This is a genomic window from Ruegeria sp. CDSC081, from assembly GCF_059610485.1.
The window spans coordinates 302,168-329,108 of sequence record NZ_JBXWNS010000002.1 but is presented as its reverse complement, the minus strand read 5'-3'; the positions used below and the strand labels follow the sequence as shown (position 1 = coordinate 329,108).

Genomic DNA, 26,941 nt, shown 5'->3' with positions numbered 1-26,941 from the left:
GAGCTGCCATTTGATCATTCCATTTCATGTGCGGGAGATGCTGCGGCGCATCAAAATGCGATATGATGTTGAACGCACGCCACAGCAGATGGCCCCAAGTGACGAAGTGTTTTCGCCTATACGCCCCTCTCGCAAGGCTGACCGTAAGACAGTTGCGCGGTTCTGGGATCATCTAAAGCCCAAGGCAAGCGGCGCAGATCAGGCATTGATTGCGGATCCTGCAACAGTCGAGGCATCTGAAACCTACAGCGCCAATATTGAAAACTTCATTGGAACTGTGAAAGTGCCAGTTGGCATCGTCGGGCCTTTGCGCTTGAACGGTATGAACGCCAACGGGGATTTTTATGTGCCTCTGGCGACGACTGAGGCCGCGCTTGTTGCCTCTTATGCGCGGGGGGCCTTTGCAGCTGGTCGGTCTGGTGGGGTCAGCACGGCTGTATTGTATGAAGGTGTTTTGCGCACGCCGGCCTTTGTGTTCGAAAGCCTTTTGCAGGCCGGTCAGTTCGTGGATTGGGTGGTCAGCAATGTCGATGAACTCCAGGCGGCGGCTGATGCCACAACCGGGCATGGAAAACTTGTCTCGCTGGAGCCTTTCATAGACACAAACATCGTCTTTCTGATTTGCCGCTACACCACAGGTGATGCGGCCGGTCAGAACATGGTAACCATTGCAACGGATGCGCTGTGTTGCACCATCACCAAAGACTGTCCAGTTCCAATTGAGAACTGGTATATTGAGGGAAATTTTTCAGGCGACAAAAAAGCCTCGGCGCTTGGATTGGTAACGGGTCGTGGCCGAAAGGTTAGCGCGTCGGTAACCTTGCCTGCGGACATCGTGGAAAAGACGCTTGGCACCACCGTGGATGCCATGCTGGCTTATGGTCGGGTCGCCAATCTTGGGTCACATCTGTCGGGTCAGCTTGGAGCTCAGGCCCATTATGCCAATGGGCTTGCGGCCTTTTACATAGCAACTGGGCAGGACGCGGCCTGTGTCGCCGAAAGCGCGATGGGGGTGACGCGGATGGAGCCCAGAGGGGATGATCTTTTCTGCTCGGTGACGCTCCCGAACATCCTTGTCGGCTCCGTGGGCGGTGGTACCGGTTTGCCCAGCCAGACTGCGGCACTGAACATTCTGGGATTGAAAGGCGCCGGCCACGGCACGGCGCTGGCCGAAGTGGCTGCCGCCATATGCCTGTGCGGAGAAATATCGATTGTCGCTGCAATCGCTGCGGGGCATTTCACGCGAGCCCATGAAAGTTTGGCCCGCCAAAGATGACTTTGCTGGCTCGACTGTGGATATATCAATCCGAACGCTTCCCACTGAAGAAAACTGTTCCGCTTTTGCTGGTGTTTTCAGCAGCAAGTATCTGCGTATCGGCCCGGCTTGGTGATCGACCATTGCCCGAGTGGTCTGCCTTTGTGGTGGGGTTCGTACTGGCGATGGCGCTGTTTTTCCAGATGCGCGTTTGCGACGAATTCAAGGATGCCGAGGACGACCGCCGCTACCGGCCCGAGCGACCGATACCCCGAGGGCTGGTGTCCCCGGCTGAGGTGCTTGTCCTTGGCTTGCTGACCCTACCCATGGCCGCCGCCGCTGCATGGTTTTGGTACCTCCCGGTTCTGTGGTGCCTTTTTTTGGTTTGGGTATGGCTGGCGGCAATGACGGCCGAGTTCGGGGTGCCAACCTGGTTAAAGGCGCGCCCAGTTCTATATCTCGTCAGTCATATGGCGATCATGCCGCTGATCGACTTGCTGCTGACCAGCATCGAATGGCTTCCGGTCGGAGGGGCCGCATCAAAGCTGTGGTTATTTCTAGCGTTGTCTTTCGTGAATGGCTGCGTTCTTGAGATCGGTCGCAAGCTATGGTCGCCCGAAAACGAAATTGACGGGGTGGACACCTATTCCGGTCTTTGGGGGTATCGCCGCGCCGCTATCATTTGGCTGTGCTGCGTTGTGCTGTCATTCGTGTTTCTGGTTGGCACGGGGTTTGCGTCTGGAGCTGGTTGGTTAACCGTATTGGTCGGGGCCGCTGCTTTCGTGCCTTGTGGTCTTGCGGCACGCAGCTATGTGAAGGCTCCAACACCCAAGGCACAGGACAAGATGGACGCAATCGCGGGACTATGGGTGTTTTTCTGCTATGCCACTGCGGGCTTTCTGCCGTTCCTGATTGGAGGCTTTAGATGACCCTTATCATCAATCAATCCGATGCGACTGACCCAACAGTGGTCGGAGGAAAAGCCGCTGCGCTATCAAACCTCGCTCGTCGCGGATTCAATCCACCTGCGTTTTTTGTTATCACCGATGCCGCATTCCGTGCAGGTAAGACAGGGCCTGTCGCAGCACGTGGGTTGAGTAAGGCGCTTGGCGCTGCATTGGATGCGTTGGGTCCGGGGTATTATGCAGTGCGTAGTTCCGGTCGGGCCGAAGATGGTGTCGAACACAGCCATGCAGGTCAGTTTGATACGGTTTTGAATGTCACCGGTAGCAAGGTCATACAGGCGGCAAAACAGGTTTGGCAATCGGGGTTTGCGGATACAATCGCCACTTATCGCTCGGTCAAATCCGGTGGCGAGGCAGAAGCGCCCGCGATAATCGTACAGCGCATGATTGATGCGACGACCGCGGGTGTTGCTTTTTCGGCCGATCCAGTGACCGGGCAGCGAAACACCGTTGTCGTGTCTGCCATCAAAGGTTTAGGCGATGCGCTGGTAGCAGGTGAGGTTGATGGTGAGGATTGGATTATTGATCAAGCCAAACAGCCCGAGTGCGCGCAAACCACGCCTCAGGTTTTGACACCGGAACAGGTGCTGCAGGTTGCGATGCTGGCGCGCAAAGCGGAAGAGGCTTTTGGCGTCCCCCAAGACATCGAGTGGGCGTTCGATGCGGATGGGCTGCACATTCTTCAGGCTCGGCCGATTACGACCGAGCTGCGACCAGTGGCGGTGCCGGATGATGTACTTACCATTTTTGACAATTCGAACATCGTCGAAAGCTATCCGGGCATGGTCAGTCCACTGACCTATTCTTTTGCCCTGCACGTCTACTCACGGGTTTATCGCGCTTTTGTGCGGCTTCTGGGCGTTTCGAATAAAACTGTCGCGCAGAACTCAGCCATATTCGACAATTTTCTTGGGCGTATTGATGGGCGTGTCTACTACAATCTGGTCAACTGGTATCGGGCGCTGGCGTTGCTGCCGGGGTTCTCGCTGAATCGCGATTACATGGAAACGATGATGGGTGTGTCCGAACCCATGCCCCGCGAGATCACAGATAGCATTGGACCTGCTCCTGCCAGAGGTGTGCGCAAGATACTGGAATACGCCAAACTAGCGACGGTAGCGGGCAGTCTGATCTGGCAGGCCGTGCGTTTGCCGCGTACGCGGTGTAAATTCTATGTCAGGCTGAACGATGTTCTGGACCGTGGTCTGGACATAGAAGCTGCGAATGCGACCGAACTGGCCGCCGAGTATCGTCAGATCGAAAGCACCCTACTGGATCGCTGGGATGCGCCGCTTATCAATGATTTCCTTTGCATGGTTGCGTTTGGTGCATCGCGCAACTTGCTGCACAGGTGGTTGGGTGAAGACGGGCTGTTGTTGCATAACGATGTCATGATTGGTCAGGGTGAAATAACCTCGGCTGAACCGGCGCAGCGTATTGCCCGCATGGCTCGTTTGGTCCGCGAGGCCGGGATTGCTGATCAGCTAGGCGCGAAATGCCGGTTGGAAACCCTTGCTCCTTACCCTGAGATTGAAGCCGAGGTTCGGTCATATCTCGATAAATTCGGGGATCGATGCACTGAGGAGTTGAAGCTGGAGAGCATTCCGCTGCGCGATGATCCCACCAGCCTGTTGATGGCCGTCGCAGCCAGTGCCGCCCGTCCCGAGGGTAAGCGACACATCGGCACCGAGCCGGATTGGAAAACCCTGTTTCCCGGCAATCCGCTGAAACGCTACCTATCCAAATGGTTCGTAGGCTGGGCCAAGGGCCGCGTACGTGACCGTGAAAACCTGCGCTTTGAACGCACACGTATCTTTGGCCATGCCAGACGTGTTTTTCTGGGAATTGGTCGAGAGTTTTCGGCAAGGGGGCTGCTTGCAGAACCCCGCGACGTATTTCATCTGACGACGTATGAAGTCTTGGGAGCCGTCGAAGGGTTCAGCCTATCGCCTGATCTGAAAACCATAGTCGCGCAGCGTCAGCGCGAAGAATCCGCTGCGTCCCAGCGTCCGGATCCGCCAGAACGTATAGAAATTCGAGGTCCCGCCATTGCTCCGATTTGGGCGGAAATAGAAGAGGTAGACAGCGATCCGGAGCGGATTAAATCCGGTACCGGCTGTTCAGCTGGACAAGTTATTGCAAAGGCCCGTGTGATCCGTGACCCGCGGACTGAGGCGCTGCAACCTGGTGACATCCTCGTGGCGCGTCACACCGATCCGGGCTGGATCGCAGTATTTTCGAACGCCTCGGCCATTGTTGTGGAACGGGGGTCACTTTTGTCGCATTCCGCAATAGTGGCGCGAGAGTTGGGAATCCCATGTGTGGTCGGTCTGAAAGGGGCCACTCATTGGATCAAGGATGGCGAAACCCTGTCGGTCGACGGGGCAAGTGGCAAGGTGGAACGGTGCGATGGGGCATAGTGAAATCGAAGGCAAGGCTGATTTTGATCACATCCGCTATGCACAGCTGTGGGAAGATGCAGACGTTTTGACCGACGCGCTGGGCGATTGTGCGGGAGGAACGCTGGTATCCATCTGCTCGGCCGGGGATAATGCGCTGGCTATGTTGACACTCGATCCAGCGAAAGTTGTGGTTGTCGATTTGTCGCCAGCACAAATCGCCTGCCTAAAGCTACGAATTGGCGCTTTCCAGACCCTGACACATCCCGAGTTTCTGGAGCTGACGGGATCGCAGCCCAGCAAGAGGAGAGCAGCCCTGCTGGCGCGAGCTTTGCAGGATACCGACCCTGAAACCCGAACCTTCTGGAGTGGTTTTGTCCCTGACGTTGAAAGATACGGGGCAGGCGGGGTTGGCAAGTTCGAGCGGTATTTTCGCATCTTCCGTACCCGGCTTTTGCCGTTTGTGCATTCCCGACGTACGATTGATGACGTTTTTACGCCCCGGTCACCTGAGGCGCGCGAGGTTTTTTTCGATACGCGCTTTGACACCTTCAGATGGCGGCTGTTGTTGAATGTGTTCTTTTCCCGCTTTGTGATGGGGCGCATGGGCCGCGATAAGGCGTTTTTCGATCACGTCGAGGGCAGCCCGGCCCAGCATGTGGCTCGTCGCATTCGCCATGCGGGCGTTGATACCGACCCGTCACAGAACCCCTATTTGCACTGGATTCTGAAAGGCACGCACGGAGACGCGTTGCCGATGGCATGGCGGCCCGAGCATTTTGATACGATCCGCACCCGCCTGGATCGTCTCGATATCCGTCCGGGATCATTAGAGGCTTTTGTCTCGACCGGTGAAAAAGCCAACGGGTTCAACCTGTCTGACATTTTCGAATACATGTCGCCCGATGTATTTGAGCAAGTCTATGGCTCGATCCTGTCAGCTGCCGCGCCCAAGGCACGTCTCGTGTATTGGAACATGATGGCACCGCGCCGCGTGCCTGCGCGATACAGGAGCGAAGTTGAAACACATCGCACGACTGAGGATCGACTGAAGTCACGCGACATGGCGTTTTTCTACTCGGATTTCGTCGTGGAAGAGGTGCTTTCGTGAGCATCCAGGCCCAGATTTTACTGGCCTTGGCGTCTGTTGCGGCCCTGTTGGGATTGATGGCAGTTGTCCGATGGCTGGCGCAAAAGGTCGGCTTGAGCGCAGAAGTGCAACGTAAACTGATGCATGTTGGAACCGGACTCTTTACACTGGTTCTGCCGTGGATTTTTCCGGAACGCTGGCCAATATACATGCTAATCGGGGTAACGCTGATCGTCATGCTGATCTTGCGCCTGCCCCGGTTCTCACAAGGTCTGGGCGCAACCCTACACAGCGTCGAGCGCACGTCATACGGCGATTTCCTGTTGGCGCTATCCGTTGGGCTTTGCTTGTTGTTGGCCGGGGAAAACACCCTGTATTACGTGCTTCCGATCGCCGTTTTAACACTGGCTGATGCCGCAGCCGCGCTTGCCGGGACCACGTACGGGACCAAACGCTATGTGGTCGAAGATGGCGAAAAAAGCCTAGAAGGGTCAGTGGTGTTTTTTGTCGTAACGCTATTGGTTGCGATCATCTGCTTCTTGTTTTCGTCGAAACTCCCACCGTCCAACATCATGATGCTGTGCCTTATGGTTGCGGCCTTTGGCACATTGGTCGAGGCACAAAGCTGGCGGGGGTTTGACAACTTGTTCCTGCCGCTTGGCTTGCTGATTTTTTTGAAAGTTCACTACTACAGCTCCTTGGCAGAGCTGGCTTTGCTGGCCATTTTGTTCTTTGCCGCACTTGCCAGTTTTGGGGTGGTGGGAACCAAGCTGGGCCTGACCAAACATACGACCCGTGTGTATGTTGTTGCGGTTTTTCTACTGCTGGCGACCGCGAAACTGCAAAATACAGTACTGCCGATCATGGTTCTCGCGGCACACGGCTGGGCGCGTACTGCTTCTCCTTGTGACAGTAAGTTCCCCGATTTGGACATCGTAGCCGCCTTGGGGCTAATAGGGTTCGGCTGGCTTGCAGCGGGAAATGCAACGGGATGGGATGCAATATCCTTTTTTGGAATGAGTGCAATGGGGTTGGCCATGGGGCTCACAGCTGTGGCGCTGCGTGCCATTCCTATTGCGATACCGCTTGCTGCCGCTGTTCTGTTTCTAATCCGTACCTGGGCGGTTTCCCTGAATTCTGACCAATCAAACTGGGCCGAGCCTTTGACCGCGCTCTCACTTGTATCACTCGCATTTATGGCGATTGTGCCCTTGGTGCTTCCGCATTTGCTCCAAAAGAACCGCGTTTCGAGGCTCACGCTTTTGGCGCTGTTACCTCCGCTTGCCTATTACATCTGGTCCATAGCAGGGTCTATTGACGGCGGGATTGTTGCCGGAGTTGTATCATGACGAAAGAAAACATTCAGACCAAAGGCGCCAAACTATCTGTTTATCTGCAGGGCCCTGATTGGGATGGTGCCCCAGCGGCAACAATAGGCGACTTCTCGTGCGAGACCCCAGAGGCCGGTCTGGAGGTACTGCAAACGGCTATTGGACGGGTCCGGTACGCTGGGGTTGATCGGATTATTGGACCTATGTCCGGTGATACATGGCACAGTTATCGGTTTGTATCGGACAGTGATGGATCAGCACCCTTTTTAATGGAGCCGACGCACAAATCACATGAGCCCGATGTGTTTAGGGCGGCAGGATTTGCCGCCATCAGCAAGTATTTCTCGGCGCGAGTATCATTGGCGCAAACGGCCAATTCGTCTCTAGCTGCAGTTGATGGGTTCGACGTAGAACCCTGGGACGGAACCAACCCTGAGGAGTTGTTCCGGCAAGTGTATCAACTATCTGTCGAGGCTTTTTCCCGAAACGCTTTCTATAAACCTATTTCTGAGCGCGATTTTCTTGCAATGTATATGCCTGTCGTTCCGATGTTGAAGCGCGAGCTTATCTTTTTTGCCCGCCGTCCCGACAGCTCATTAGCGGGCTTTCTGTTTGGTATTCCGAACTATGCTGAAGGCCCAAACCCAACAGCCGCGATCCTGAAAACTTATGCAAGCCTTGAGCGTGGTGCGGGTCGCCATTTGGCCAGTCATTTCCACAAGTCTGCTCTGAAGCTAGGCTTTGATTCCGCTATCCACGCGCTGATCCATGATGACAACCAATCCGCGGATCGCAGTGTTGTTGAAGGGGCCACCGTATTTCGACGGTACAACCTGTTAGGACTGCGCCTGGATGACTAACTTGTTGGATCAATTTGCCGTAGCGGTTGATAGACACCCGGACCGGACGGCCATTGTTGAAGGCAGCGGTCGCGAAGTCACCTTTCGTGATGTGCAGATACGCGCGCAGCAAATAGCTAGAAAGTGGAGACGTAAGGGGATTGGGCGTGGCGACCGCGTTCTTCTGGCGATGCCGGTCAACGCTGATCTCTACGCTAGTCTTGCGGCCTTGTGGTCGTTGGGCGCAACGGTGGTTTTGCCTGAACCCGCGATGGGACTCGCGGGGCTGCGTCATGCAGCGAGAACGACCCGGCCCAAGGCTTTTTGCGCGTCGGGTTATTTTGCGTTGCTCAGGTTTGTTGTGCCGGAACTCTTGAGGCTGCGCCTTTTGCTACCGGGCACCGCCCGGGGTGACCTGAGCGTCGCGCCCGTTCAAGACAGTGACACGGCGCTCATTTCCTTTACATCCGGCACTACAGGTCAGGCCAAGGCCATCCCCCGCAGCCACGCGTTTCTGATGGCACAACATGATGCCATTGCGCCGCTTCTGGACAGTGATGCAGTTGAACGGGATCTGGTAGCGTTTCCGGTGTTCACCCTGATCAACCTTGCGGCTGGGCGCACGACAGTTCTGCCGAATTGGAGAATGAGCAATCTGGATCGACTATCCTCCGAACAGTTTGCGGGCTGGATATCGAAGCAGCAAGTGACCCGTCTTTTGATCCCTCCGTCGTTGTGCGAAAAACTTGCACAGCGTAAAGATACGGGCCGGCTGCACACAGTCTTCACCGGCGGCGGTCCGGTATTCCCTGACCTGATTGAAAGGCTTCTCGCTAATTCCGGTCTGGACGTGGTCTGTGTCTATGGGTCAACCGAAGCTGAACCGATTGCGCATCTTGATGCGCGGGAAATCACCGAAGTTGATCAACTTGAAATGGCGGCGGGCAAGGGGCTTCTTGTTGGGCATCCGGTTTCGCAAATCAAACTCCGAATTCAGGACGATGAAGTTCAGGTGGCGGGCGATCATGTAAATGATGGCTATCTTGATCTCGCATACTCCAAGGAAAACAAAATCAAAGACGGCACCACGATTTGGCATCGAACCGGCGACGCGGGTCGGTTAGATGATCAGGGGCGTTTGTGGCTGTGGGGCAGACTGGGGAGCGATGTGACAACCCCGGCTGGTCAAACCTTTCCTTTTGCAATCGAAGTAGCTGCCCGGCAATGGCCGAGCGTGACGAACAGCGCGCTCATGAGCTTCGATGGGCGTCCGATTTTATGCATTGAAGGCGACGCGGATCAGCTTTCAAACTGGAATAGCCTGGCGCAGGAATTCGGTGTTGCCAATGTGACCCATGTGAAAAAAATGCCTATGGACAAACGGCACAGGTCCAAAGTTGATCGGAAAAAACTCACCCAATTATTGGGTTATTAAATCACAGAATTTTCACCTTAAGAGCTCCAACGGAAAACCGTGGTCGAGCACACTTTTTGCCTTCCAACCGAAAGGCAGGAAAGTCCGGGTGCTTATGAAAAACCAGTGCCAGCATAGCTGCTCGCCGCATGAATGACTATTTCTCCCACTGCAAGTTGGCTGTGAAAAAGCGCAAGGGACAGGTCGGGCTCATTTGAGACATTTATCGCAGCGTCGATGAGGGGTTGTTGTTCGTTCTGGGTTAGAAATGCTTGATGTTTCGGTCAGAATTGAATGAACCTGAACCAACCGTCACAGTTGGGCTAGAAATGTGATGAACGTTCGACGTCAGAAGGCGCCTCAATGTAGGGCATCAGCCGAATTTGATCTTTGGGTGGCTTTGTTGATGGCTTAAAAAACATCACATTGGCACGTTGCGATTTCGTCAGGAGGAGGCACCCACGTCATCAGCAAAGCCTATCCCAACCTTGGCTGGTCTCGTTCTAGGTATTTCCGTTCAAATATCGCGTCATATCCGGAGCGGCCATAAGCGTCTGAATGAAAGTCCCGAAATGTTCAAGCGACCCTGCGCGCGGGTCGCTGTCGCGCCATGCCAATCTGATAGAACGGCCAAAGATCCCATCAGCAATGGGATGTGTCGTTGCCAAGCCGCCGAAACGATCAGGGCCACTCACAGACAATGCCGGAAACAGCGCACAACCCTCTCCGAGTGCGACCATTTGCCGGAGCATTTCAAGGCTGCTCGCCACCCTCTGTCCAGGTCGGTCAATCCGGTCGCAGAATGCTACGGTCTGATCTCTTAGGCAGTGCTCTTGAGAAAGCAGAACGAGCTGAGAGGACAGAACCTTGGACCAGCGAACTTTCTCATTGGGTCTGAAGTTCAGATCCTTGGGGCAGGCAAAAACAAATGGTTCGTGAAACAACGGAAGCGCTCTCAGTACAAGCTGTTTCGGGGCCGTCGCAATCAGTGCAGCGTCCAGCGTCCTCCTGACGAGCATCTCTTCAAGAACGTGAGTGGGTTCTTCGAACAATGACAACTGGAGATTGGGGTACGCATTTTTGAGAGACTTGAGGATAAGCGGCAGCAAGTAAGGCCCAAGTGTTGGAAGTACCCCAAATTTCAACTCTCCCTCCAGATTGTCACTTAGGCTCAGCGACAATTCCAGCAGTTCACGGGCCTCTGTCAGAAGGATTTCTGCTTTTTGCAGAACTATCTGGCCATTTTGCGTCAACGAAATATGCCGTCCGTGGCGTTCGAATATCGAAAAGCCAAGACGCGCCTCCAGCTTGGATACCTGTTGGCTGATTGCAGGTTGTGAAACCCCACAGATATCAGCCGCCCGGCCAAAATGACCTTCTTCGGCAATGCTTTGAATGTACTCAAGATCTCTGAGTGAAAGGCCGGCGACTGAGGTTCTTCTAACCATGCATCACCTCTGATTATCGATCGGATAATTTATATAAGTTGGAGTAATTTGGCGGTTTTCGGTTTTGTCCTGCCAATACCAACTCAGGAGATTGACATGACCAGTAAATCGAAGCTGACCACCGCATTTGGCGCGCCAGTGCCTGACAACCAACACACACTGACGGCAGGGCCGCGTGGACCTGCGCTGCTTCAAGATGTTTGGTTTCTCGAGAAGATGGCCCACTTTGATCGCGAGGTGATCCCCGAACGTCGGATGCATGCCAAAGGATCCGGCGCTTACGGCACATTCAAAGTGACCCATGACATCACCCAGTATACGCGTGCCAAAATGTTCTCTGATGTTGGCAAGAAGACGGATCTCTTCCTGCGGTTCTCGACCGTTGCAGGGGAACGCGGCGCAGCGGATGCAGAACGGGATATCCGCGGCTTCGCTATCAAGTTTTATACGGAAGAGGGCAACTGGGATCTTGTGGGCAACAACACCCCTGTGTTCTTCCTTCGCGATCCACTGAAGTTTCCCGATCTCAACCATGCCGTCAAACGCGATCCGCGGACGAACATGCGCAGTGCGGATAACAATTGGGATTTCTGGACCAGCCTTCCCGAAGCCTTGCTTCAGGTGACGATTGTTATGTCTGATCGGGGGATTCCGGCCACCTACAGACACATGCACGGCTTTGGCAGCCACACGTTCAGTTTTATCAACTCGGACAACGAGCGGTTCTGGGTCAAATTCCATTTCAAAACGCAACAGGGGATAAAAAACCTCACCGACGAGGAAGCAGCACAGATCATCTCCGGTGACCGTGAAAGCCACCAGCGTGATCTTTTTGACGCAATTGAAAACGGCGATTTTCCTAAATGGACGCTTTATGTCCAAGTCATGCCAGAGAAGGATGCGGGTACATATCACCTCAACCCGTTTGATCTGACCAAGGTTTGGCCACATGGGGATTATCCGTTGATTGAGGTTGGCGAGCTGGAATTGAACCGGAACCCTGAGAACTACTTTGCCGAGGTTGAACAAGCAGCCTTCGCCCCCTCTACAATCGTGCCTGGTATCAGCTTTTCGCCGGACAAGATGTTGCAAGGACGTCTGTTTTCTTATGGTGACACTCAGCGGTATCGGTTGGGTGTCAACCATTCCCAGATCCCTGTGAATGCGCCTCGTTGCCCGTATCATTCCTACCATCGTGATGGCGCGATGAGGGTCGACGGCAATGCCGGATCTCGGATTGGCTATGAGCCCAACATGCATGGCGAATGGTCCGAGCAACCGGATTTCTCTGAACCACCTTTGTCCATCGAAGGTGCTGCGGATCATTGGAACCACCGCGAGGTTGATGACTACTTCTCGCAGCCCGGTGATTTGTTCCGCCTGATGACGCCAGAGCAGCAAGAAGTACTGTTCGAAAACACTGCCCGCGCAATCGGGGCTGCACAAAGAGAAATTCAGATCCGCCACATATCGAACTGTCTCGAGGCAGATCCTGCATATGGTGCCGGTGTAGCAAGGGCTCTTGGTTTGACCGATGAAAGTGGGTTCCCCGCGTAAAGACAATTGGCAAGCCCCCGATCTTCGGGGGCCTGCCTGATACTGCGGGGTATTCGACGGCGGGCACCGTTTGGTGTGATCGGGTATTCCGTCGCTGCGTGTGGCTAAACTGCCTTTTGGCGATGACCTGGGGGAAAGACGGTTTCCATACGCGGGCGCATTGGCCGGCTCACACATTGCAGCTACCTGATGCGCCTTCGTTTTGATTGACGGTGGCGGGATTGCTTGTGATCGATGCGGCCCCTCGTGTCAGAAGACTGCCAATCTCAGACCCCAACTGCAGTTCTGAGACCTGTCCAAGGTGATGCACAACGATCCGTCCCGACTGATCCAACAAGACAAGGCTTGGTGTACCGCGCATGCCAAAGCGGGACATCGTGTTTGGCAACTGCCCCACCCCCTGCCTGTCCACGCCGACAGGGAAGGTGATGCGATATTCATGCAGGAAGGCTTTCAGAGACACCGGTGTCATGGCGTCGTGATGCTCGAACACAGTGTGCAAGCCAATCACGACTACCTTTTCTTCAGGAAACGTCTTCTGAATCGATTGCGCCAAGGGAATACCGTGCAGGACGCATCCCGGGCACAACATTTGAAATGCCTCAATAACAACAACCCGTCCCCTTAGACCGCCTAAGGTTAGGGGTGTGTCTGTGTTAAACCATTCCGAAACGTCTAGTTCTGGTGTTTGCATTTTCATTGCCCTCAATAACACGCAGCCGTCTTGGGTTCGGCGGCTGCGTAGTCGAATGTCAGTGAAGCTTCCCCGGCAGGCTCAGGTCGCCGGATGCGACGTCGAAAACATCTGTGACGCACAGCAAGGGCGCATGGATGTTAGCGTTCACTCGCAATGCAGAAGTGACACCATCGTAAGCGACACCATCCAGTTCTACGTCGCTGGCAAAGCCTGCGTTCACCACAATTTCGGGCCCATCAAACAGCGGTGTAAACCCTGGGCTGTCCAGAAAGATCGGGAACCCAGGCCATGTTGCAGGTAGCTTCGGCGAGGAACCCTCGGGGATGTCACGTACGGCAAGCGCGTCGGGTCCGCACGCTTCGGTCGGGGTCAACACAACCCAGTGGCTGTGCCATTCGATGCCGTCATTCGCCGGATCTCCGTCGCCGTTCTCGTCAAAAAGCGGTGTGTCATCAAAATCTGGATGACTGGTTGCGGCCATTGCAAGGATGCCTGTGCCGCCTTCGAACCCAACGACCGAAGGGTCCAAAGAAGTAGGCCAGACATATGACCAGACATCTGATCCACCGACCTCTCCGGTTGCCACCGGAACCGAGGCGCCAGCCGCTCCATTCGTTGTCATGTGAAAAGTGACCGTGTTTCCATTGCGATGCGCATGCGCTGCCAGAATGTCAAAGTCCGCGACTTTACTGGCGTCCGGCGAAGATATGATGGCGCCATCTTGATGGATGGCATGGTTCCCATCTGCAAGAGCCGTGCCTCCGATGACCAGCGCCAAAGTGGAAGTGAGCATTGAGAGTTTCATGAGTGTCTCCAATCAAATAATATCGAGTCGCTACTATAGTGAGAAATGCATTGCAACTATAATTTCGACTCGCTACTAAAAGTGTTATGAACACAGACCACCGCATACGCACGCTAATCAACCGTTTGGCCCGTATTGATGCTTCCGAAGGATGGGCGGGAGATTTGAACCCGACTCAGAGGATGGCGCTGGAATACCTCGCAGAGGCGAACATGTTTTCGCGCTCGCCGTCGCAAGTTGCGGAGTATATCGGAACAACCCGTGGAACGATGTCGCAAACGCTCAAGGCTTTGGCGCGCAAGGGCTATGTAGAAGAGCAACGCAAAGAGCTTGATCAACGGTCGATCTCTTATGACCTGACCAAGGAGGGGGTCAAAATTGTACGTCAGCCGAACCCTGTTGCACAGGCAATTGGAGATATGCCCGTAGAAAACCAAGCCATGCTTGAACAGGGCCTGATGCAAAGCCTCAGTCTGGCTTTGGCCGCAAATGGAGGCCGATCGTTCGGCCAATGCAAATCCTGCACATACCATGATACCACGACGGAAAACGGTTTCTGCAAACTGTTGGGTGTATCATTGGACGTCGGTGAAAAAGACAAGATCTGTATCGAGCACGAGAAAGCCAGATGAACCATTTTGATTTATCGGCGAACATCGACGGCATATTTGTCGGAGCGGTCAAAGATTGTTGGGAAGGCAAACCGCCATCGGCCATTCAAAAAGACAGGGTGGACGGGCGGCAGTTGATTACCTCGCTCGGATTTTCCGAGGATGCACAGGCAGATTTGACCGTGCATGGAGGCGAAGACAAAGCCATCCATCATTATGCTTTTGATCACTACTCGGCTTGGCAAGCAGAGGGCCTAATGGCACCCGGCACAGTGCCAGCGGCGTTTGGCGAGAACATTTCTACGACGGGACTGACCGAGGAAAACCTCTGCATCGGCGACATCCTGTCACTCGGGACGGCGGTAGTTCAAATTAGCCAGGGACGGCAACCGTGCTGGAAACTTGGGCTACATACGGGACGCAAGGAAATGCCTTACCAGTTTCAGAAGACGGGCCGAACCGGATGGTACTACCGTGTCCTGGAACCGGGTGAAGTTGGCGCCGGTGATCGGATCACCTTGGTTGAAAGGTTAAATCCCAATTGGTCTGTATTGGCCGTCACACGTGCAAGGTTGACTCGTCGCATTCTGCCAGAAGATGCAGAGGTGTTGTCTCAGATGAAAGAACTGGCTCAAGGTTGGCGACAAGCGTTCTGCCGAATGGCGGAAGGCAACGCCATAGAGGATACATCGGCGAGGCTAGGTGCCTGAGGCATCGTATGAAGCATTTAAGCCGTGGTCGGCGATAACGCACCTTCCTCGAGCCGAAAACAATCGAGAACACGAAAGCAGCTAACCGCCTACTATCAGTCCTTTGGCAAACCGAACTCATTTGAGACATAAGCCTCAGCCTCGATGAAAGTTAGTAGCCTTGGGGCTGAAATACTTGACGTTAGGGTCAGAATTGAATGACGCAAACTGCTCATTGCTTGAGGACACCCTCTGATGGGCATGTTTTCATATCACGTCTCCGCGAAGTCACCCGCCGCTTGCGCAAGAATCCAGTCAACCCCCCGCAGAAAATCGTCTATTGTCAGGGGATTGTCTTCTCCGCTCGAGGCTGAGAGCACAAACCCATGTGCATAGTCGATCAGCACGTGAACAAGAACATCACCGCCATCGCTGTATTCGAGTTGGTCCGTGCTGACCTTTAATTCCTCGGCCACGTTCATGAGGTCCGCGCTCATGAGCGTTACATCGTCTAGGATTGCACGGAGTAGATTGGCGTTCTTCAAAGCGCAACCATAGTAAGCCGCCATAATGCAGCGGGCGCGTTTGACCGGGTTGCCACCATTCACTCCATCCAAGACGCCTGCAAAGGCAAGTTCCACCAGATCGGACAATAGTTGCTTCTTGCTACCTGCGTGATAGGTCACGGCCATCGGAGTGACGTCAAGCTGATCGGCAAGTATGCGAAACGATAGCGCATCAACACCTTTGCTTTGGACGATCGGCAATGCGGCCTGCAGGATCACTTGCTTCGAAAGGCGCTGTGCAGCCTTTGACGGTCGCCCTGGTGGAGAAGCTTTCGTCACCTGGTTTTCAGTCTGTAATCGAGATCTACCAGACCGGAGGAAAAGCTGCTAACCGAAACCAATTCCAGATCAACGTCACCTTCTGTTTCACCAAAGATCCGAATGCCTTCACCAATCAGAATGGGAACCAAGGTAATCCGCATGTCCTCAATCAGCCCGGCTTTGAGGAAGGATTGGATGATTGCACCGCCATCCACATAAACTCGATTGTAACCACGCGCGCCAAAGTCCTCCATCAAATCGGTGGGTGTTTTGTCTGAAACTTCAACTCTTTCGCGCAGCTCATCTGGAATGCCTGAGGGCTTCATTGAGCGACTGAGAACCACCACCGGTTTCTTGTAAGGCCACTCCCCGAATCCCAGAACTGTCCGGTACGATCCGGACCCCATCACGATCACGTCGACGCTACTCTGAAACGCGACAAACCCGTGATCTTCGTCTGCAGTGGGTTGCTTTTCCAACCAGTCCAGCCTGTGATCTGGCCTTGCGACAAAACCGTCTAGGCTCATTGCCATCATGATATGTCCTGTGGGCATCCTCTGGGTCCCTGTATTTTATTTATATGCCGTATAATAACGGCTCTGAGGATACTCAAGGGGAATGACTGCTACGATTGACCCAGAATCCAGTCCGAGAAGGACTGTACTGCGCCGGTTGGAGCGGAGCTATACGGTTGAACCAAAAAATACCCATAGTCGGGCAGATCGGTTTCCGACAACCGAAACAGTCTTTCAGCATTTAGATCGTCCCGAACCTGATCATCCATCAAAGCTATTCCCTGTCCGTCGATGACTGCTTGCACCCGGACATTTGGGTCAGGAACGATTAGCGCATCTCTCCTTGATTGTCGGGGAAGCTTTGCGACGTTCAGCCAATCAGACCAGGCGTTGCTGTCATCACGATCTCTCAGTAGCGTAAGATGCGATATTGCCTCTTTCATTCCTAACTCTATTACTAGGTCAGCTGCCGCCCGGTCACCCACAGGATAGGGCGGCATGGGCATGAACGGAGTAACGGTGCCGCCGATCCAATTCCCGTTACCCCACCTGATTGCAAGATCCACATCCTGCATCTCAGCTTGTGAAAACTCGATCATCGGTTGAATGCGAATCTGTACGTCCGGGTGGCTTTGCATGAATGACATCAGGCGTGGCGACAGCCAGCGCGCAGCGAAATAGGTCGAGACCCCAACGGTTAGAGAACGCGTTGAAATCCCCTTTAACGCATGAATTTCAGCTTCGATTTCTTCGTATCGGGTCTGACAGATCGCGAGCAGTTTTAATCCTTCATCAGTGAGTGTGACACCACGCGATGTGCGCTGGAACAGGATCATTCCAAGATCGGCTTCAAGCGTTTTGATCTGATAGCTGATGGCGCCCTTTGTCATGTTGAGCGCCGATGCTGCCGTCGAGAAGCTGGAATAACGAGCAATCTCAGCAAATAGCCTGAGTAAGTCATGGTGATGAAATCGGGTACTCATATTCTTAGTGTACAAATTTTCTAAACGCTAAGAGTAGTTTTTTTCGATTTTCAAACATGTTTTTAAGGTCGACAACCGCATTCAAGCTCGTGGAGCGATGAAATGACGTTGGACTCGTTGAACGCAATAGCAGAAACACCGACACCGGCGAGGCACCGCGGCCGCGCGCGCAGACGCCGCTTGGCCCGTAGTATTGCCCCTTCTGAGAGCACACCGTTCACGGGTCGCAGGATACCTGCATACAATCTACTAAGTGAAACGGTATTGGCCCGGATCGAAGATCAAGCCGACTGGATTCTAAGCAATATTGGCGTCGAGTTTCGGGGGGATCGAACGGCACTGGATCACTTCGCCCAAACGGGTGCCCGCCTCGATGGCGAACGCGTGCGGTTTGAACCGGGTCATGTCCGTGCGCTTTGTGCTACGGCCCCAGGTGAATTTCAGTTGCATGGCCGAGACCCGGTCAGAACGGTGACACTTGGCGGTGACAACGTTGTGCTGATGCCGGGATACGGCTCTCCCTTTGTCAGCGATCTGGTGAAGGGCCGACGATATTCGACGCTGAAGGATTTCCGCAATTTCGTCAAACTGGCCTACAGTGCGGCTGCCTTGCATCATTCCGGCGGCACGGTTGTCGAGCCGACAGATGTGCCGGTGAATAAACGGCATCTGGACATGATGCTGGCGCATCTGACACTCTCAACCAAGCCCTTTATGGGCTCTGTTACGGCACCCGAGCGCGTGCGTGACAGTATCGAGATGGCACGCCTCGTCTTTGGACGCGACTTCATGGAGCACCACGCGGTGATGCAGGCAAATATCAACGTCAATTCGCCGCTGGTTTATGATGATACCATGTCGTCGGCTCTGCGTATCTATGCGGAGGCAGGCCAATGTGTCTGCGTCTCCCCTGCGATTTTCGCGGGTGCCATGGGGCCGCTTTCGCCGGCGGCGGTGGCGGCGCAAACTCTGGCAGAAGCGATGGTTGGCATTGCGCTTGCGCAACTGGTGCGCCCCGGTTGTCCGGTGGTGTTCGGCTCGTTCCACTCCACAATGAACTTGCGCACGGGCGCTCTGACCTTTGGATCGCCCGAAGCGAACATGACCACGATGGCGCTGACACAATTGGGACGAAGGCTTGGCGTACCTGTGCGCTCTGGCGGTGGGCAGATCACCGCCTCCAATGCGCCAGACGGGCACGCTATGCAGGACAGCACAGGTGCCATGTGGTCCACGCTTTTGTCCGGAGCCCATCAGGTCTGGCATGCGGCAGGCTGGCTCGAAGGTGGGCTTGTGATGTCCTACGAGAAATTCATCATGGATCTAGACCACTGTGGCGCGATGCTGAAACTGTTGCAGGGCTTCGAAACGGATGAAGAGGCATTTGGCCGTGATGCCTATTTTGAAACGGGCCCGGGCGAAAATTTCCTGTCGACCAAACACACGCTGCGCCACTATGCGGCAGCAAATTATGAGCCACAAATTTCTGATGCAGGGCCATTCGAGACCTGGTCTGAAAATGGTGCTCTCACGTCAGATCAACGCGCCACCGCGCGGTGGCATCAGATGTTGAACGATTACCAGCGTCCTGAAATGAAACCCGGCATACAAGCCGCGCTTGAAGACTTCGTGTCAGAACGCAAAGCGCGAATGCCGGATGAATGGTACTAGAACGGAATACCCAATACCTAAGAACTCTGCCGGGATTGCCAACTTGCTTGAGCAAGATTGAAGAACGTCGGCGCCTATGTCGTCAGGAGGACATTTCGCGGGCATAGCTGATCCAAAACTGGAAGGCATCTGATCGGGCATGGTGGTATAAAGCTGAAGTAAGTTGATAGCGGGGAGACGGGAGCTGATGGTGATCTGGTTATGGGCAACCAGAAATCTCTGAGTCTGCCAGAGTGACTTGTCGGGACCGATGATCTTTTCGCGTTTTCGGGTTGATTGGTGGGATCCTTCAATCCGGTTACTTAGACCCTTGTGCACTGCGCAGTGCTGGGCTCAGGTTTTGGAAGACACTGAACAATTTCAAAATTTGATTTCGAGAACGAACTCACTTCGGTGTTTCCAGTCGCCTTTGTTCTCGCTCTTTTCTTGTCTTCGCATTGAGACCGGCTCGGGCCTATTCAGCAATTTCGTTGATCAATCGTGTCTCTAGAAGTTGACCGTTCTGGTAAAGGACCGGGTAAGCAATCGATGCAATATGACTGTTGAACTCCCGGAAAGCCCGCAAAGTCTCTAGATGAATATCACTGGTTTCGAAGCTTTCCGTTGTTCCATGCTGCAACCGGCGCAGGTGACGCTTGCGGCTTTCACGTTCCACGCGTTTGATTTCGGTTTTCTCAAGGCTGAGAAGCCGGGCGCTTTCCAGATCGTCTGAAACAAGTACATTTGATGCCAGTTTCATGTTTGCAAGAATACCTTCATGCATCTGAACAAGTTCAGACCAGCCATCTTGCGAAAAGCTAGAGCCTTTGGCCCGCATTTCACCGGCCAATACAGTCAGGCGTTTGGCGACAACGTCACCCGCCGTTTCAAGCCTGATCGCAAACTCCATAAGGTCGCGCGCGGTTTTAGCATCGTGTTTTTCATATAGGTCAGGGGGTATCGCGGCGACAAAGGCTCGAATACCCGAGAGGCACCGGTTTACGTCCTCGTCAATGGCCTGAACTGCCCGGATCTGTTCTTTGTCTCCGCTGCGGTAAAGTTCAAGAGCAGGACGGAACATGGTTTCGAGAAGATCGCTCATCCGCAGCAGCTCACGCTTGAGGCTCGGCAAGGCCTGATTGGGATTTGCCACGTCTTCCATGTCCAATGCGCTGACCGGTTGTGCGGGTTGCGACTTCTGTACTTTCTGCTGGTCTGGCAAGAGCCTTTCGAGCAAGTTCTGCCAGTGTCCACAAAACGGAAGGGCTAAAACCAAAAGCGACAGGTTGAAAGCAAGATGCACGTTGACTAGCATTTGCCCCCCTTGCGGGTCGCCCAAAAGCCCGGTTCGTAGGGCAAAATTAGCTGCAAACAAACTAGCCAACGCCCAACTGCCTCGCAGCGCCAAATTTGCATAGGGTATTCGTCGGGCAGTCACTGGCATTCCTCGGGTTAGCCATACCGGAATGAAGGCCGAGCCAAAGTTCGCGCCAAAAACCAAAGACATTCCGGCGGCAAATGGGATCGCTCCAATTTGCACAAGTGTTACACACATAAGGATGGCCGCAACCGAGGAATGCATGACGAAGGCTAAGGCACTCCCGACAAGAAATGCAGTGATATAGTCGCGCGACAAGTAATCCGCGACTGTGGGTAAAAATGCACTGTCCCGAATTGGGTCCATCGCCTCACGAAGGAACCGAAGTGAGATCAGGATAAAGGCAACGCCCATCAGAATGCGCCCTAGTTGTCGGGCTTTTTTGGCTTCGGTCTTGACGAATAGATAGCCTCCAATCGCCAGCAGCATTGGAATAAGCCAGTCCAACCGGAACGTAAGAATCTGGATGATCAGTGCTGAACCTAGATCGCCTCCGAGCACAATCGCCAGACCGGCAGGAAAACTCAACATTCCACTGGCAGCAAACCCAGAGGTCAACAGCGCCACTGCCGCCGAACTTTGCAGTACAACCGCCATCATCAGACCCACAAGTGAGGCCTGCAGGTAACTGTGCTGTCGCGTCAAAACGCGCTGGAACGACGCTCCATAGCTGCGCTCAATTCCAGTGCGTACCATTCGAACTGCAAAAAGCAGCAACATCGTCGCGCCAGCAAGGCTGATTAAAAAGCTGACTATCGCCATGCTCTACCTCACTCCCACGGTTTGCTTGGAATAACAGGGTGCGCTGCAATCCTGCCAACCAACGACCGGAGACCGACCCGGTGATTTTGCGGCCGAGTAATTTCGATAAAACGCTCAGCGCCCGAGTTTGCTGAAAAAAATCGGACGCGCCTGTTCCACCGGGAAAACGCATTCACTTTCTTGGTGGTAGGCAGTGGCCCTTGGCGCCATAATTGAGAATTGATCTCCACGTCCATTGACCACTGTTTTCCTGGAAGCAGAGAGAGCAACGGCGTGTTTTGCTCTAAAGGTATGGCCACAAAGATTAACATTCGTCCTTAATCGCGTTGACAACAATGTCGATTGCACAGTCGAGATCCTTGCGCGTGATCGTTAGCGGCGGTGACAATGTAAGCACACACCCCTGACTGATTTTGTAGCTTAGGCCAGCTTCCAAACAAGCATAATAGATCCGCTCGGCTCGTGCATTTCCAGGTGTCTTGTCGGCACGGTCATCGACAATTTCGACACCAAACATCAGACCACGGCCGCGAATGTCACCGACGATCGGGATATTCTGAAGCTCACCCATCAGACGATCCATAGCGTGCTCGCCCAACTCAGCCGCCCGGTCAACCAACCCCTCATCTTCGATGATTTGTATTGTGGTAAGCGCGGCGCGTGCAGTCACCGGGTTTTTTTCGTGTGTATAATGTCCAATAGCAAAGTCTCCGCAGACGTCCAGTTTGGTTCGCGCGATACAAGCTGCAATCGGCAGGATGCCTCCGCCAAGTGCCTTACCCAAGGTGACGATGTCAGGGATAATCTCGTCATGCTCAAAGGCAAACATCTTGCCGGTCTTTCCAAGCCCCGTGGGAATCTCGTCCATGATCAAGAGAGCCCCGTGACGATTACACGCCTCCCGCACAGCTTTCCAGAAGCCCGGTGGCGGCACATAAGGCACCGCGCGCATAGGCTCAGCGATGACCGCAGCTACGTCTCCCTCGCGTTCTAGAACGAACTCGACCATTTTTGCACAAGCCAACCCACAGGTATCTGGGCCGGCGTGATTGTACGGGCATCGGTAACAGGCAAAAGGTGCCACGTGCTCTGCACCCGGGAGAAGCGGGCCGGCTATATGGCTGCGAAATGTCGCCTCGCCGCCGACGCTTGCGGCGCCAAAACCGGCACCGTGGAAGGCATCCCAGAAGCTAATTGTTTTGAACCGACCGGTGGCAGCGCGCGCTATCTTGAGAGCGACCTCGTTTGCATCAGAGCCGCCGGTCGTAAACAGCATTTTCCCAAGGTCGTCTGGCGCGATTTCGGCGAGCTTTTCGGCCAATTCAACCGCGGGATCATTAGTGAAGCGACGGGGTGCGAAAGACAGGTCATCCAGTTGCGCCTTGATCGCGGTGATCAAACGGGGATGTCCGTAACCGATATGATGCACTGAATTGCCATGGAAATCCATGTAACGGCGGCCGTCCAGGTCTTCGACCCAAATCCCCTCAGCTTTGGCAATGGTGCTAACGCATGGCGAGGACAGTGACTGGTGGAGAAACGCGTTAGCGTCGCGTTTCAGCAAGGGTGAAGATTTAGGCCCTATAGATTCCTTCATCCATGCTTTTCGCGCGCTGGAAGTATTGGATTCGCCTTCCGTGTGGACGATTTGTGACATGCTTTTTCCTCAACGCCGCTTGTGAAAAAATGCGGACCTCGCAAAGTCCGCCAGTACCAGGGAGGAACTTGTGGTGCCCCGACCCGGGTCGGGACGGGGCACAAAAACTAGCGTGGCCAGGGCAGCGAGTAAGTTTTTACGTTAGTAAAAAACTTCATTGCCTCGATGACACCTTCTTTAACCCCATTACCGCTGTCCTTGATGCCTCCGAAGGGGGACATTTCGATACGGTATCCGGGTTGTTCCCAAATGTTGCAGGTGCCCACGTTCAGACCGTTGATAAAGGCAATCGCACGGTTCAAGTCGTTCGTACAGACGCCTGAGCTGAGGCCGAATTCGGTACCGTTCGAAATACGCATCACCTCGTCGTCATTGTCCGGAACCCGAACGATGGGCACAATGGGGCCAAAGGTTTCTTCCATCACCAGCTCGCTGTCATGGGGGACCTTATCGACCACGATGGGCGGCAGTAGTGCACCCTGACGGCCCGGATGATAGAGGATTTCTGCGCCGTCGGCCTCGGCCATGTAAACGCGTTTTTCGAACAGTTCAGCTGCCTTGTCATGGATGACACAGCCCAGTTCGGTCTCGGGGTCTTGTGGGTCGCCGAACTTGATCTTCTTCGCCTTTTCCAGAACCAATGGCACAAACTTGTCGGCCACGCTTTCTTGCACCAGAATACGTTTGATCGCAGTGCAGCGCTGACCCGAATTGCCGGTGGCGCCTGCCACAGCAATGGTCGCGGCCTTCTCAAGGTCCGCGTCAGAAAGATCGTTCAAAACGATCAGAGGGTCATTGCCCCCCAGTTCCAGAGCTTGCCGCTTGTAAACGCCTTTTTCGGCGATCATCTTACCCACCGGCACGCCGCCGGTGAATGTGATGATGTCGATGTTGTCATTGGTGATCATCTCATCGCCAATGTCACCTGGCCAGCCGGTAACCACTTGGAACATCTCGGGTGGTAGACCCGCGTCGTAGAGGATGTCAGCTAATGTCAGCGCCGTCAGTGGCGTCAGCTCCGTCGGCTTACACACCATGCAGTTGTTGGTCGCGATTGATGGCGCGATCTTGTGGCTGACCATGTTAAGTGGATGATTGAATGGTGTGATTGCCGAAATCGCATTCACCGGCTCGCGCATGGTGAATATTTTTCGATCTTTGCCATTATGGGTCAGGTCGCATGAAAAGATCTCGCCATCATCCTTCATCGCCTCAGCGGCGGCGAACTGATAGACATCTTGCGCACGCTTGGTCTCATAAATCGCATGCTGGTGACAGATACCCAGTTCCAACGTCAGCCATTTGGCAAGGTATTCACGACGTTCACCAATCAACTCGCCCGCACGCTGCAGGATCTGGCTGCGCTCATACCGTGTGAGCTTTGGAGTGTAATTCGCCGCGACTTCGAACGCTTTGCGCGCATGTTCTGCCTTGCCGGCGGGTACATGCCCGACAATCTCGTTTGTGTATGGGTACAGAACCGGCACCGTTTCGTCGGTAAAGACGATCTCGCCCCCGATGCGCATTCCTTCATTGCGGATTTCGATTTTCGACATGGTTTGATCTTTCATGGATTACTGCGCCGCCGCTGTGGTTGCATAGAAAAACGCATCAAAATTGCGCAACTCGGGCGCAGTCCCCAAGTCGATAACCCGGTTTACGATGAAAGGAACTTCCTGCTCGGTCAGTCCGCCGTGGCTGCGCAGCGGCTCGTTGAGAGCGGCCAGATCGTGGCGGTCTTCAGAGGTACCGATACAGATGTTCTCACCCGAGACCATCACAATATCACCAATGCGGTCACCGGGCAGTTCAAAACGCTTGATCGCTTCTTCCTTGGTCAACACGTGGGTGATGCCGGCTGTGGCTTTCAGTTTGCCGATGATGTCGCTGCGATCCGCGTCTTCGGGCAGATAGCAGGTGGCAAACGACCCGAGTGCGCCGTGGTGCACCACATAGGGGTCCGTGATCGGCAAGATGACACGGGCCGCGTCCTTGCCCAGCCATTCATCCACCAGATCCTGCACATATACTACGCTGGGCGAGCCATCGGCGTGGTGCTTGGGCTTCATGCCGTGGTCGGCGGTGACCACGATGGCAGCGCCCATGGCGTCCAGTTCGGTCAGATATTTGTCAAACATCTCATAGAATGCCTTGGCCTCGGCTTGATCGGGTGCGTATTTGTGCTGCACATAGTCGGTGGTGGTCAGATACATCACATCTGGTTTCCACTCTTTCAGCAACTTGACACCCGCAGCAAAGACAAACTCGGACAACTCTGCCGAATAAACCTCGGGTTGGGCCATGCCCAACCATGCGCTTGCTTTCTCCTGACCATGCTCAGCCTGTGTCGACGTGTCGGACTTTTCCGCAGAGAAGCATTTGGCCCGGTCGTCGTCGAACTTCAGACCCGCCCCCAACAACGCGCGCAGCTTGTCCTTCGCGGTGACTATGGCCACCTTGGCGCCAGCGTCATAGAACTGTTTGAACACGGTCGGTGCACGCAAAAAGCGCACATCGTTCATCATCACTTCTTCACCACTGTCCGGATCAATCAGATAGTTTCCACAGATGCCGTGCACGATAGGCGGACGGCCTGTCGCAATGCTGAGGTTGTTAGGGTTAGTAAACGACGGGATCACCGAATGGGCCAGCCGGTCAGTGCCGGTTTCGCGCATCCGCTTGAGCGTCGGCATCAGACCGTCAGCAATAGCTTTGTCCAGGTATTCTGGCTCACAACCGTCAAGGCAGATGGCAATGGCGGGCACTTTGGGCATCGGGTAGACACGCTCGTTGGCTTCAACAGGGGTGTGGATGGTCATTTGGTTTGTTCCTTGATCCTTAAGCGGCCAGTTTGGCGCGTTCTTCTAAAGCTTGGAGAGGAGGTGTGGCACTCGACACACCCATTTTTTCCAAAGTTTCCTTGGCGGCAATTACAACTTTCCGCATAACCTTGTCGTCCATCTGACCGATGCACCCAACGCGGAAGCTGTCGACGACGGTCAACTTGCCCGGGTAAATGATGAACCCTTTTTCTTTCATCAGATTGTAGAACTGATCAAAGACAAAGTTTTCATCGGCCGGGCAGAAGAATGTTACGATGATTGGGCTCAGCCAGCGATTGTCGAGCAGAGTTTCGAAACCCAGCTCACGCATGCCGGCGACCACAACATCCCTGTTGCTGGTGTATCGGGCTCCGCGACCGGAAACGCCGCCCTCAGCCGCATGTGCCCTGAGGGCTTCGATGAAAGCGGCAACCACATGGGTGGGCGGCGTAAATCGCCATTGACCGGTTTTGTTCATATGCGCCCACTGCGCGTGAACGTCCAGAGACAGCGAATGACTGTTACCCTTGGCATCCTCAAGCTCGTTCTTGCGCGCGATTATGAACCCAAACCCCGGAACACCCTCAATACACTTGTTGGCGGACGAAACCATTGCCTCATAGCGGACTTCCGTAGGCTTCAACTCGATCGCACCAAAGGCTGACATTGAGTCGACAAGAAGTTTGCGACCAGCGGCGTAAACCGCCTCCGATATTTCCTCTACCGGATTCAGAATGCCCGAGCTTGTTTCGCAGTGGATAGCAACGACATGGGTGATCGCGGAATCATTCGCCAGAATCTCGGCAACTTCTGAACCACGCGGCGGCAGATAGTCGCCCTTGTCCAAGACAACATGATCGCGTTCCAGATACTCGAGCGTTTGCGCCGAGCGTTGACCGTAAGCGCCATTGGCCAGCACCAATGCCTTGCCATCGCGCGGAATGAACGAAGCCAGCATCGCCTCTACTGAAAACGATCCGCTCCCCTGCATCGGTACGCAGTCAAACTCATCGGCGCCCTCGCCAAGCAATGCCAAAAGACTGGAGCGCAACTCCTGGGTCATACCCCGAAAGTCATCATCCCAGCTTCCCCAATCCCTCAACATGGCTTCTTTCACGGCGTATGACGTGGTCAAGGGGCCAGGAGTTAGTAGATAGGGCTCGCCGAGACGCGGTTGTTCAATTTGAGGAAAAGAAGACGTCATAACCAAGCTCCAGATCAACGTTTCAAAGACACAGTTGCAGCAA

The 26,941-nt window shown here is 54.3% G+C and carries 22 protein-coding genes; 11 read left to right on the top strand and 11 right to left on the bottom strand.

What is annotated here, in order from left to right:
* The first annotated feature begins 37 nt into the window (after positions 1 to 37).
* The 7 genes from AC2FH9_RS04565 to AC2FH9_RS04535 are packed head-to-tail and all read left to right on the top strand — an operon-like array spanning position 38 to position 9,314.
* Positions 38 to 1,276, top strand: coding sequence for a hydroxymethylglutaryl-CoA reductase (locus AC2FH9_RS04565; protein ID WP_496870960.1), 1,239 nt, complete (start codon positions 38 to 40; stop codon positions 1,274 to 1,276).
* Entirely contained in the window at positions 1,273 to 2,184 is a 912-nt protein-coding gene (locus tag AC2FH9_RS04560) for a UbiA family prenyltransferase (protein WP_496870959.1), read from the top strand. Before AC2FH9_RS04565 ends, AC2FH9_RS04560 begins: the two co-directional genes overlap by 4 nt.
* Positions 2,181 to 4,640 (top strand): PEP/pyruvate-binding domain-containing protein, encoded by a 2,460-nt coding sequence (locus AC2FH9_RS04555; protein ID WP_496870958.1) that lies wholly within the window; start codon positions 2,181 to 2,183, stop codon positions 4,638 to 4,640. Before AC2FH9_RS04560 ends, AC2FH9_RS04555 begins: the two co-directional genes overlap by 4 nt.
* Complete coding sequence (locus tag AC2FH9_RS04550; protein WP_496749332.1) at positions 4,630 to 5,730, top strand: BtaA family protein; 1,101 nt, start codon at positions 4,630 to 4,632, stop codon at positions 5,728 to 5,730. The genes AC2FH9_RS04555 and AC2FH9_RS04550 overlap by 11 nt, the downstream gene beginning before the upstream one ends.
* Positions 5,727 to 7,058: a hypothetical protein gene (locus AC2FH9_RS04545; protein ID WP_496870957.1), complete on the top strand. Its 1,332-nt coding sequence runs from the start codon at positions 5,727 to 5,729 to the stop codon at positions 7,056 to 7,058. The genes AC2FH9_RS04550 and AC2FH9_RS04545 overlap by 4 nt, the downstream gene beginning before the upstream one ends.
* Complete coding sequence (locus AC2FH9_RS04540; RefSeq protein WP_496692038.1) at positions 7,055 to 7,900, top strand: hypothetical protein; 846 nt, start codon at positions 7,055 to 7,057, stop codon at positions 7,898 to 7,900. The genes AC2FH9_RS04545 and AC2FH9_RS04540 overlap by 4 nt, the downstream gene beginning before the upstream one ends.
* The gene (locus tag AC2FH9_RS04535) at positions 7,893 to 9,314 is read left to right on the top strand and encodes an AMP-binding protein (RefSeq protein WP_496870956.1); all 1,422 of its coding nucleotides are present in this window, start codon (positions 7,893 to 7,895) and stop codon (positions 9,312 to 9,314) included. The genes AC2FH9_RS04540 and AC2FH9_RS04535 overlap by 8 nt, the downstream gene beginning before the upstream one ends.
* Positions 9,315 to 9,796: 482 nt before the next feature.
* Here AC2FH9_RS04535 and AC2FH9_RS04530 read toward each other — a convergent pair whose 3' ends face one another.
* Positions 9,797 to 10,741, bottom strand: a complete 945-nt coding sequence (locus tag AC2FH9_RS04530) for a hydrogen peroxide-inducible genes activator (RefSeq protein WP_496749329.1) — start codon at positions 10,739 to 10,741, stop codon at positions 9,797 to 9,799.
* A gap of 96 nt (positions 10,742 to 10,837) precedes the next feature.
* Here AC2FH9_RS04530 and AC2FH9_RS04525 point away from each other — a divergent pair, with 96 nt between their 5' ends.
* Positions 10,838 to 12,298: a catalase gene (locus AC2FH9_RS04525; RefSeq protein ID WP_496870955.1), complete on the top strand. Its 1,461-nt coding sequence runs from the start codon at positions 10,838 to 10,840 to the stop codon at positions 12,296 to 12,298.
* Positions 12,299 to 12,467: 169 nt separating this feature from the next.
* Here the strand turns inward: AC2FH9_RS04525 and AC2FH9_RS04520 are convergent, their stop codons facing one another.
* Complete coding sequence (locus AC2FH9_RS04520; RefSeq protein WP_496870954.1) at positions 12,468 to 12,992, bottom strand: redoxin domain-containing protein; 525 nt, start codon at positions 12,990 to 12,992, stop codon at positions 12,468 to 12,470.
* Positions 12,993 to 13,050: 58 nt separating this feature from the next.
* Positions 13,051 to 13,800: a hypothetical protein gene (locus AC2FH9_RS04515; protein ID WP_496870953.1), complete on the bottom strand. Its 750-nt coding sequence runs from the start codon at positions 13,798 to 13,800 to the stop codon at positions 13,051 to 13,053.
* Positions 13,801 to 13,886: 86 nt separating this feature from the next.
* Between AC2FH9_RS04515 and AC2FH9_RS04510 the strand changes: the two genes are divergently transcribed.
* Both AC2FH9_RS04510 and AC2FH9_RS04505 read left to right on the top strand, forming a co-directional pair.
* Positions 13,887 to 14,432 carry a MarR family winged helix-turn-helix transcriptional regulator gene (locus AC2FH9_RS04510; RefSeq protein WP_496870952.1) on the top strand — a complete coding sequence of 182 codons (546 nt, stop codon included), beginning with the start codon at positions 13,887 to 13,889 and terminating at the stop codon, positions 14,430 to 14,432.
* Positions 14,429 to 15,121: an MOSC domain-containing protein gene (locus AC2FH9_RS04505; protein ID WP_496749325.1), complete on the top strand. Its 693-nt coding sequence runs from the start codon at positions 14,429 to 14,431 to the stop codon at positions 15,119 to 15,121. The genes AC2FH9_RS04510 and AC2FH9_RS04505 overlap by 4 nt, the downstream gene beginning before the upstream one ends.
* 251 nt (positions 15,122 to 15,372) lie before the next feature.
* On the opposite strand, the gene AC2FH9_RS04500 is transcribed toward AC2FH9_RS04505, so the two are convergent.
* From AC2FH9_RS04500 to AC2FH9_RS04490, 3 genes are all read right to left on the bottom strand, one after another.
* Positions 15,373 to 15,945: a TetR/AcrR family transcriptional regulator gene (locus AC2FH9_RS04500; RefSeq protein WP_496870951.1), complete on the bottom strand. Its 573-nt coding sequence runs from the start codon at positions 15,943 to 15,945 to the stop codon at positions 15,373 to 15,375.
* Entirely contained in the window at positions 15,942 to 16,463 is a 522-nt protein-coding gene (locus AC2FH9_RS04495) for a dihydrofolate reductase family protein (protein ID WP_496870950.1), read from the bottom strand. The genes AC2FH9_RS04500 and AC2FH9_RS04495 overlap by 4 nt, the downstream gene beginning before the upstream one ends.
* Before the next feature lie 89 nt (positions 16,464 to 16,552).
* On the bottom strand, positions 16,553 to 17,425 hold the full coding sequence (locus AC2FH9_RS04490) for a LysR substrate-binding domain-containing protein (protein WP_496870949.1): 873 nt from the start codon (positions 17,423 to 17,425) through the stop codon (positions 16,553 to 16,555).
* Positions 17,426 to 17,527: 102 nt separating this feature from the next.
* Between AC2FH9_RS04490 and AC2FH9_RS04485 the strand changes: the two genes are divergently transcribed.
* Positions 17,528 to 19,096 (top strand): trimethylamine methyltransferase family protein, encoded by a 1,569-nt coding sequence (locus AC2FH9_RS04485; protein ID WP_496870948.1) that lies wholly within the window; start codon positions 17,528 to 17,530, stop codon positions 19,094 to 19,096.
* A 454-nt stretch (positions 19,097 to 19,550) separates the two neighbouring features.
* Here the strand turns inward: AC2FH9_RS04485 and AC2FH9_RS04480 are convergent, their stop codons facing one another.
* The 5 genes from AC2FH9_RS04480 to AC2FH9_RS04460 form a co-directional block, all read right to left on the bottom strand.
* Positions 19,551 to 21,215 carry a Na/Pi cotransporter family protein gene (locus AC2FH9_RS04480; RefSeq protein ID WP_496870947.1) on the bottom strand — a complete coding sequence of 555 codons (1,665 nt, stop codon included), beginning with the start codon at positions 21,213 to 21,215 and terminating at the stop codon, positions 19,551 to 19,553.
* 304 nt (positions 21,216 to 21,519) lie between these two features.
* Positions 21,520 to 22,872, bottom strand: a complete 1,353-nt coding sequence (gene pbfA / locus AC2FH9_RS04475) for a (R)-1-hydroxy-2-aminoethylphosphonate ammonia-lyase (protein ID WP_281973209.1) — start codon at positions 22,870 to 22,872, stop codon at positions 21,520 to 21,522.
* A gap of 107 nt (positions 22,873 to 22,979) precedes the next feature.
* Positions 22,980 to 24,443, bottom strand: a complete 1,464-nt coding sequence (gene phnY, locus AC2FH9_RS04470; protein WP_496749319.1) for a phosphonoacetaldehyde dehydrogenase — start codon at positions 24,441 to 24,443, stop codon at positions 22,980 to 22,982.
* Positions 24,444 to 24,446: 3 nt separating this feature from the next.
* Positions 24,447 to 25,691: a phosphonoacetate hydrolase gene (gene phnA / locus AC2FH9_RS04465; protein ID WP_142637684.1), complete on the bottom strand. Its 1,245-nt coding sequence runs from the start codon at positions 25,689 to 25,691 to the stop codon at positions 24,447 to 24,449.
* Positions 25,692 to 25,710: 19 nt separating this feature from the next.
* Positions 25,711 to 26,898, bottom strand: coding sequence for a 2-aminoethylphosphonate--pyruvate transaminase (locus tag AC2FH9_RS04460; protein WP_281995490.1), 1,188 nt, complete (start codon positions 26,896 to 26,898; stop codon positions 25,711 to 25,713).
* Between the last annotated feature and the right edge of the window lie 43 nt (positions 26,899 to 26,941).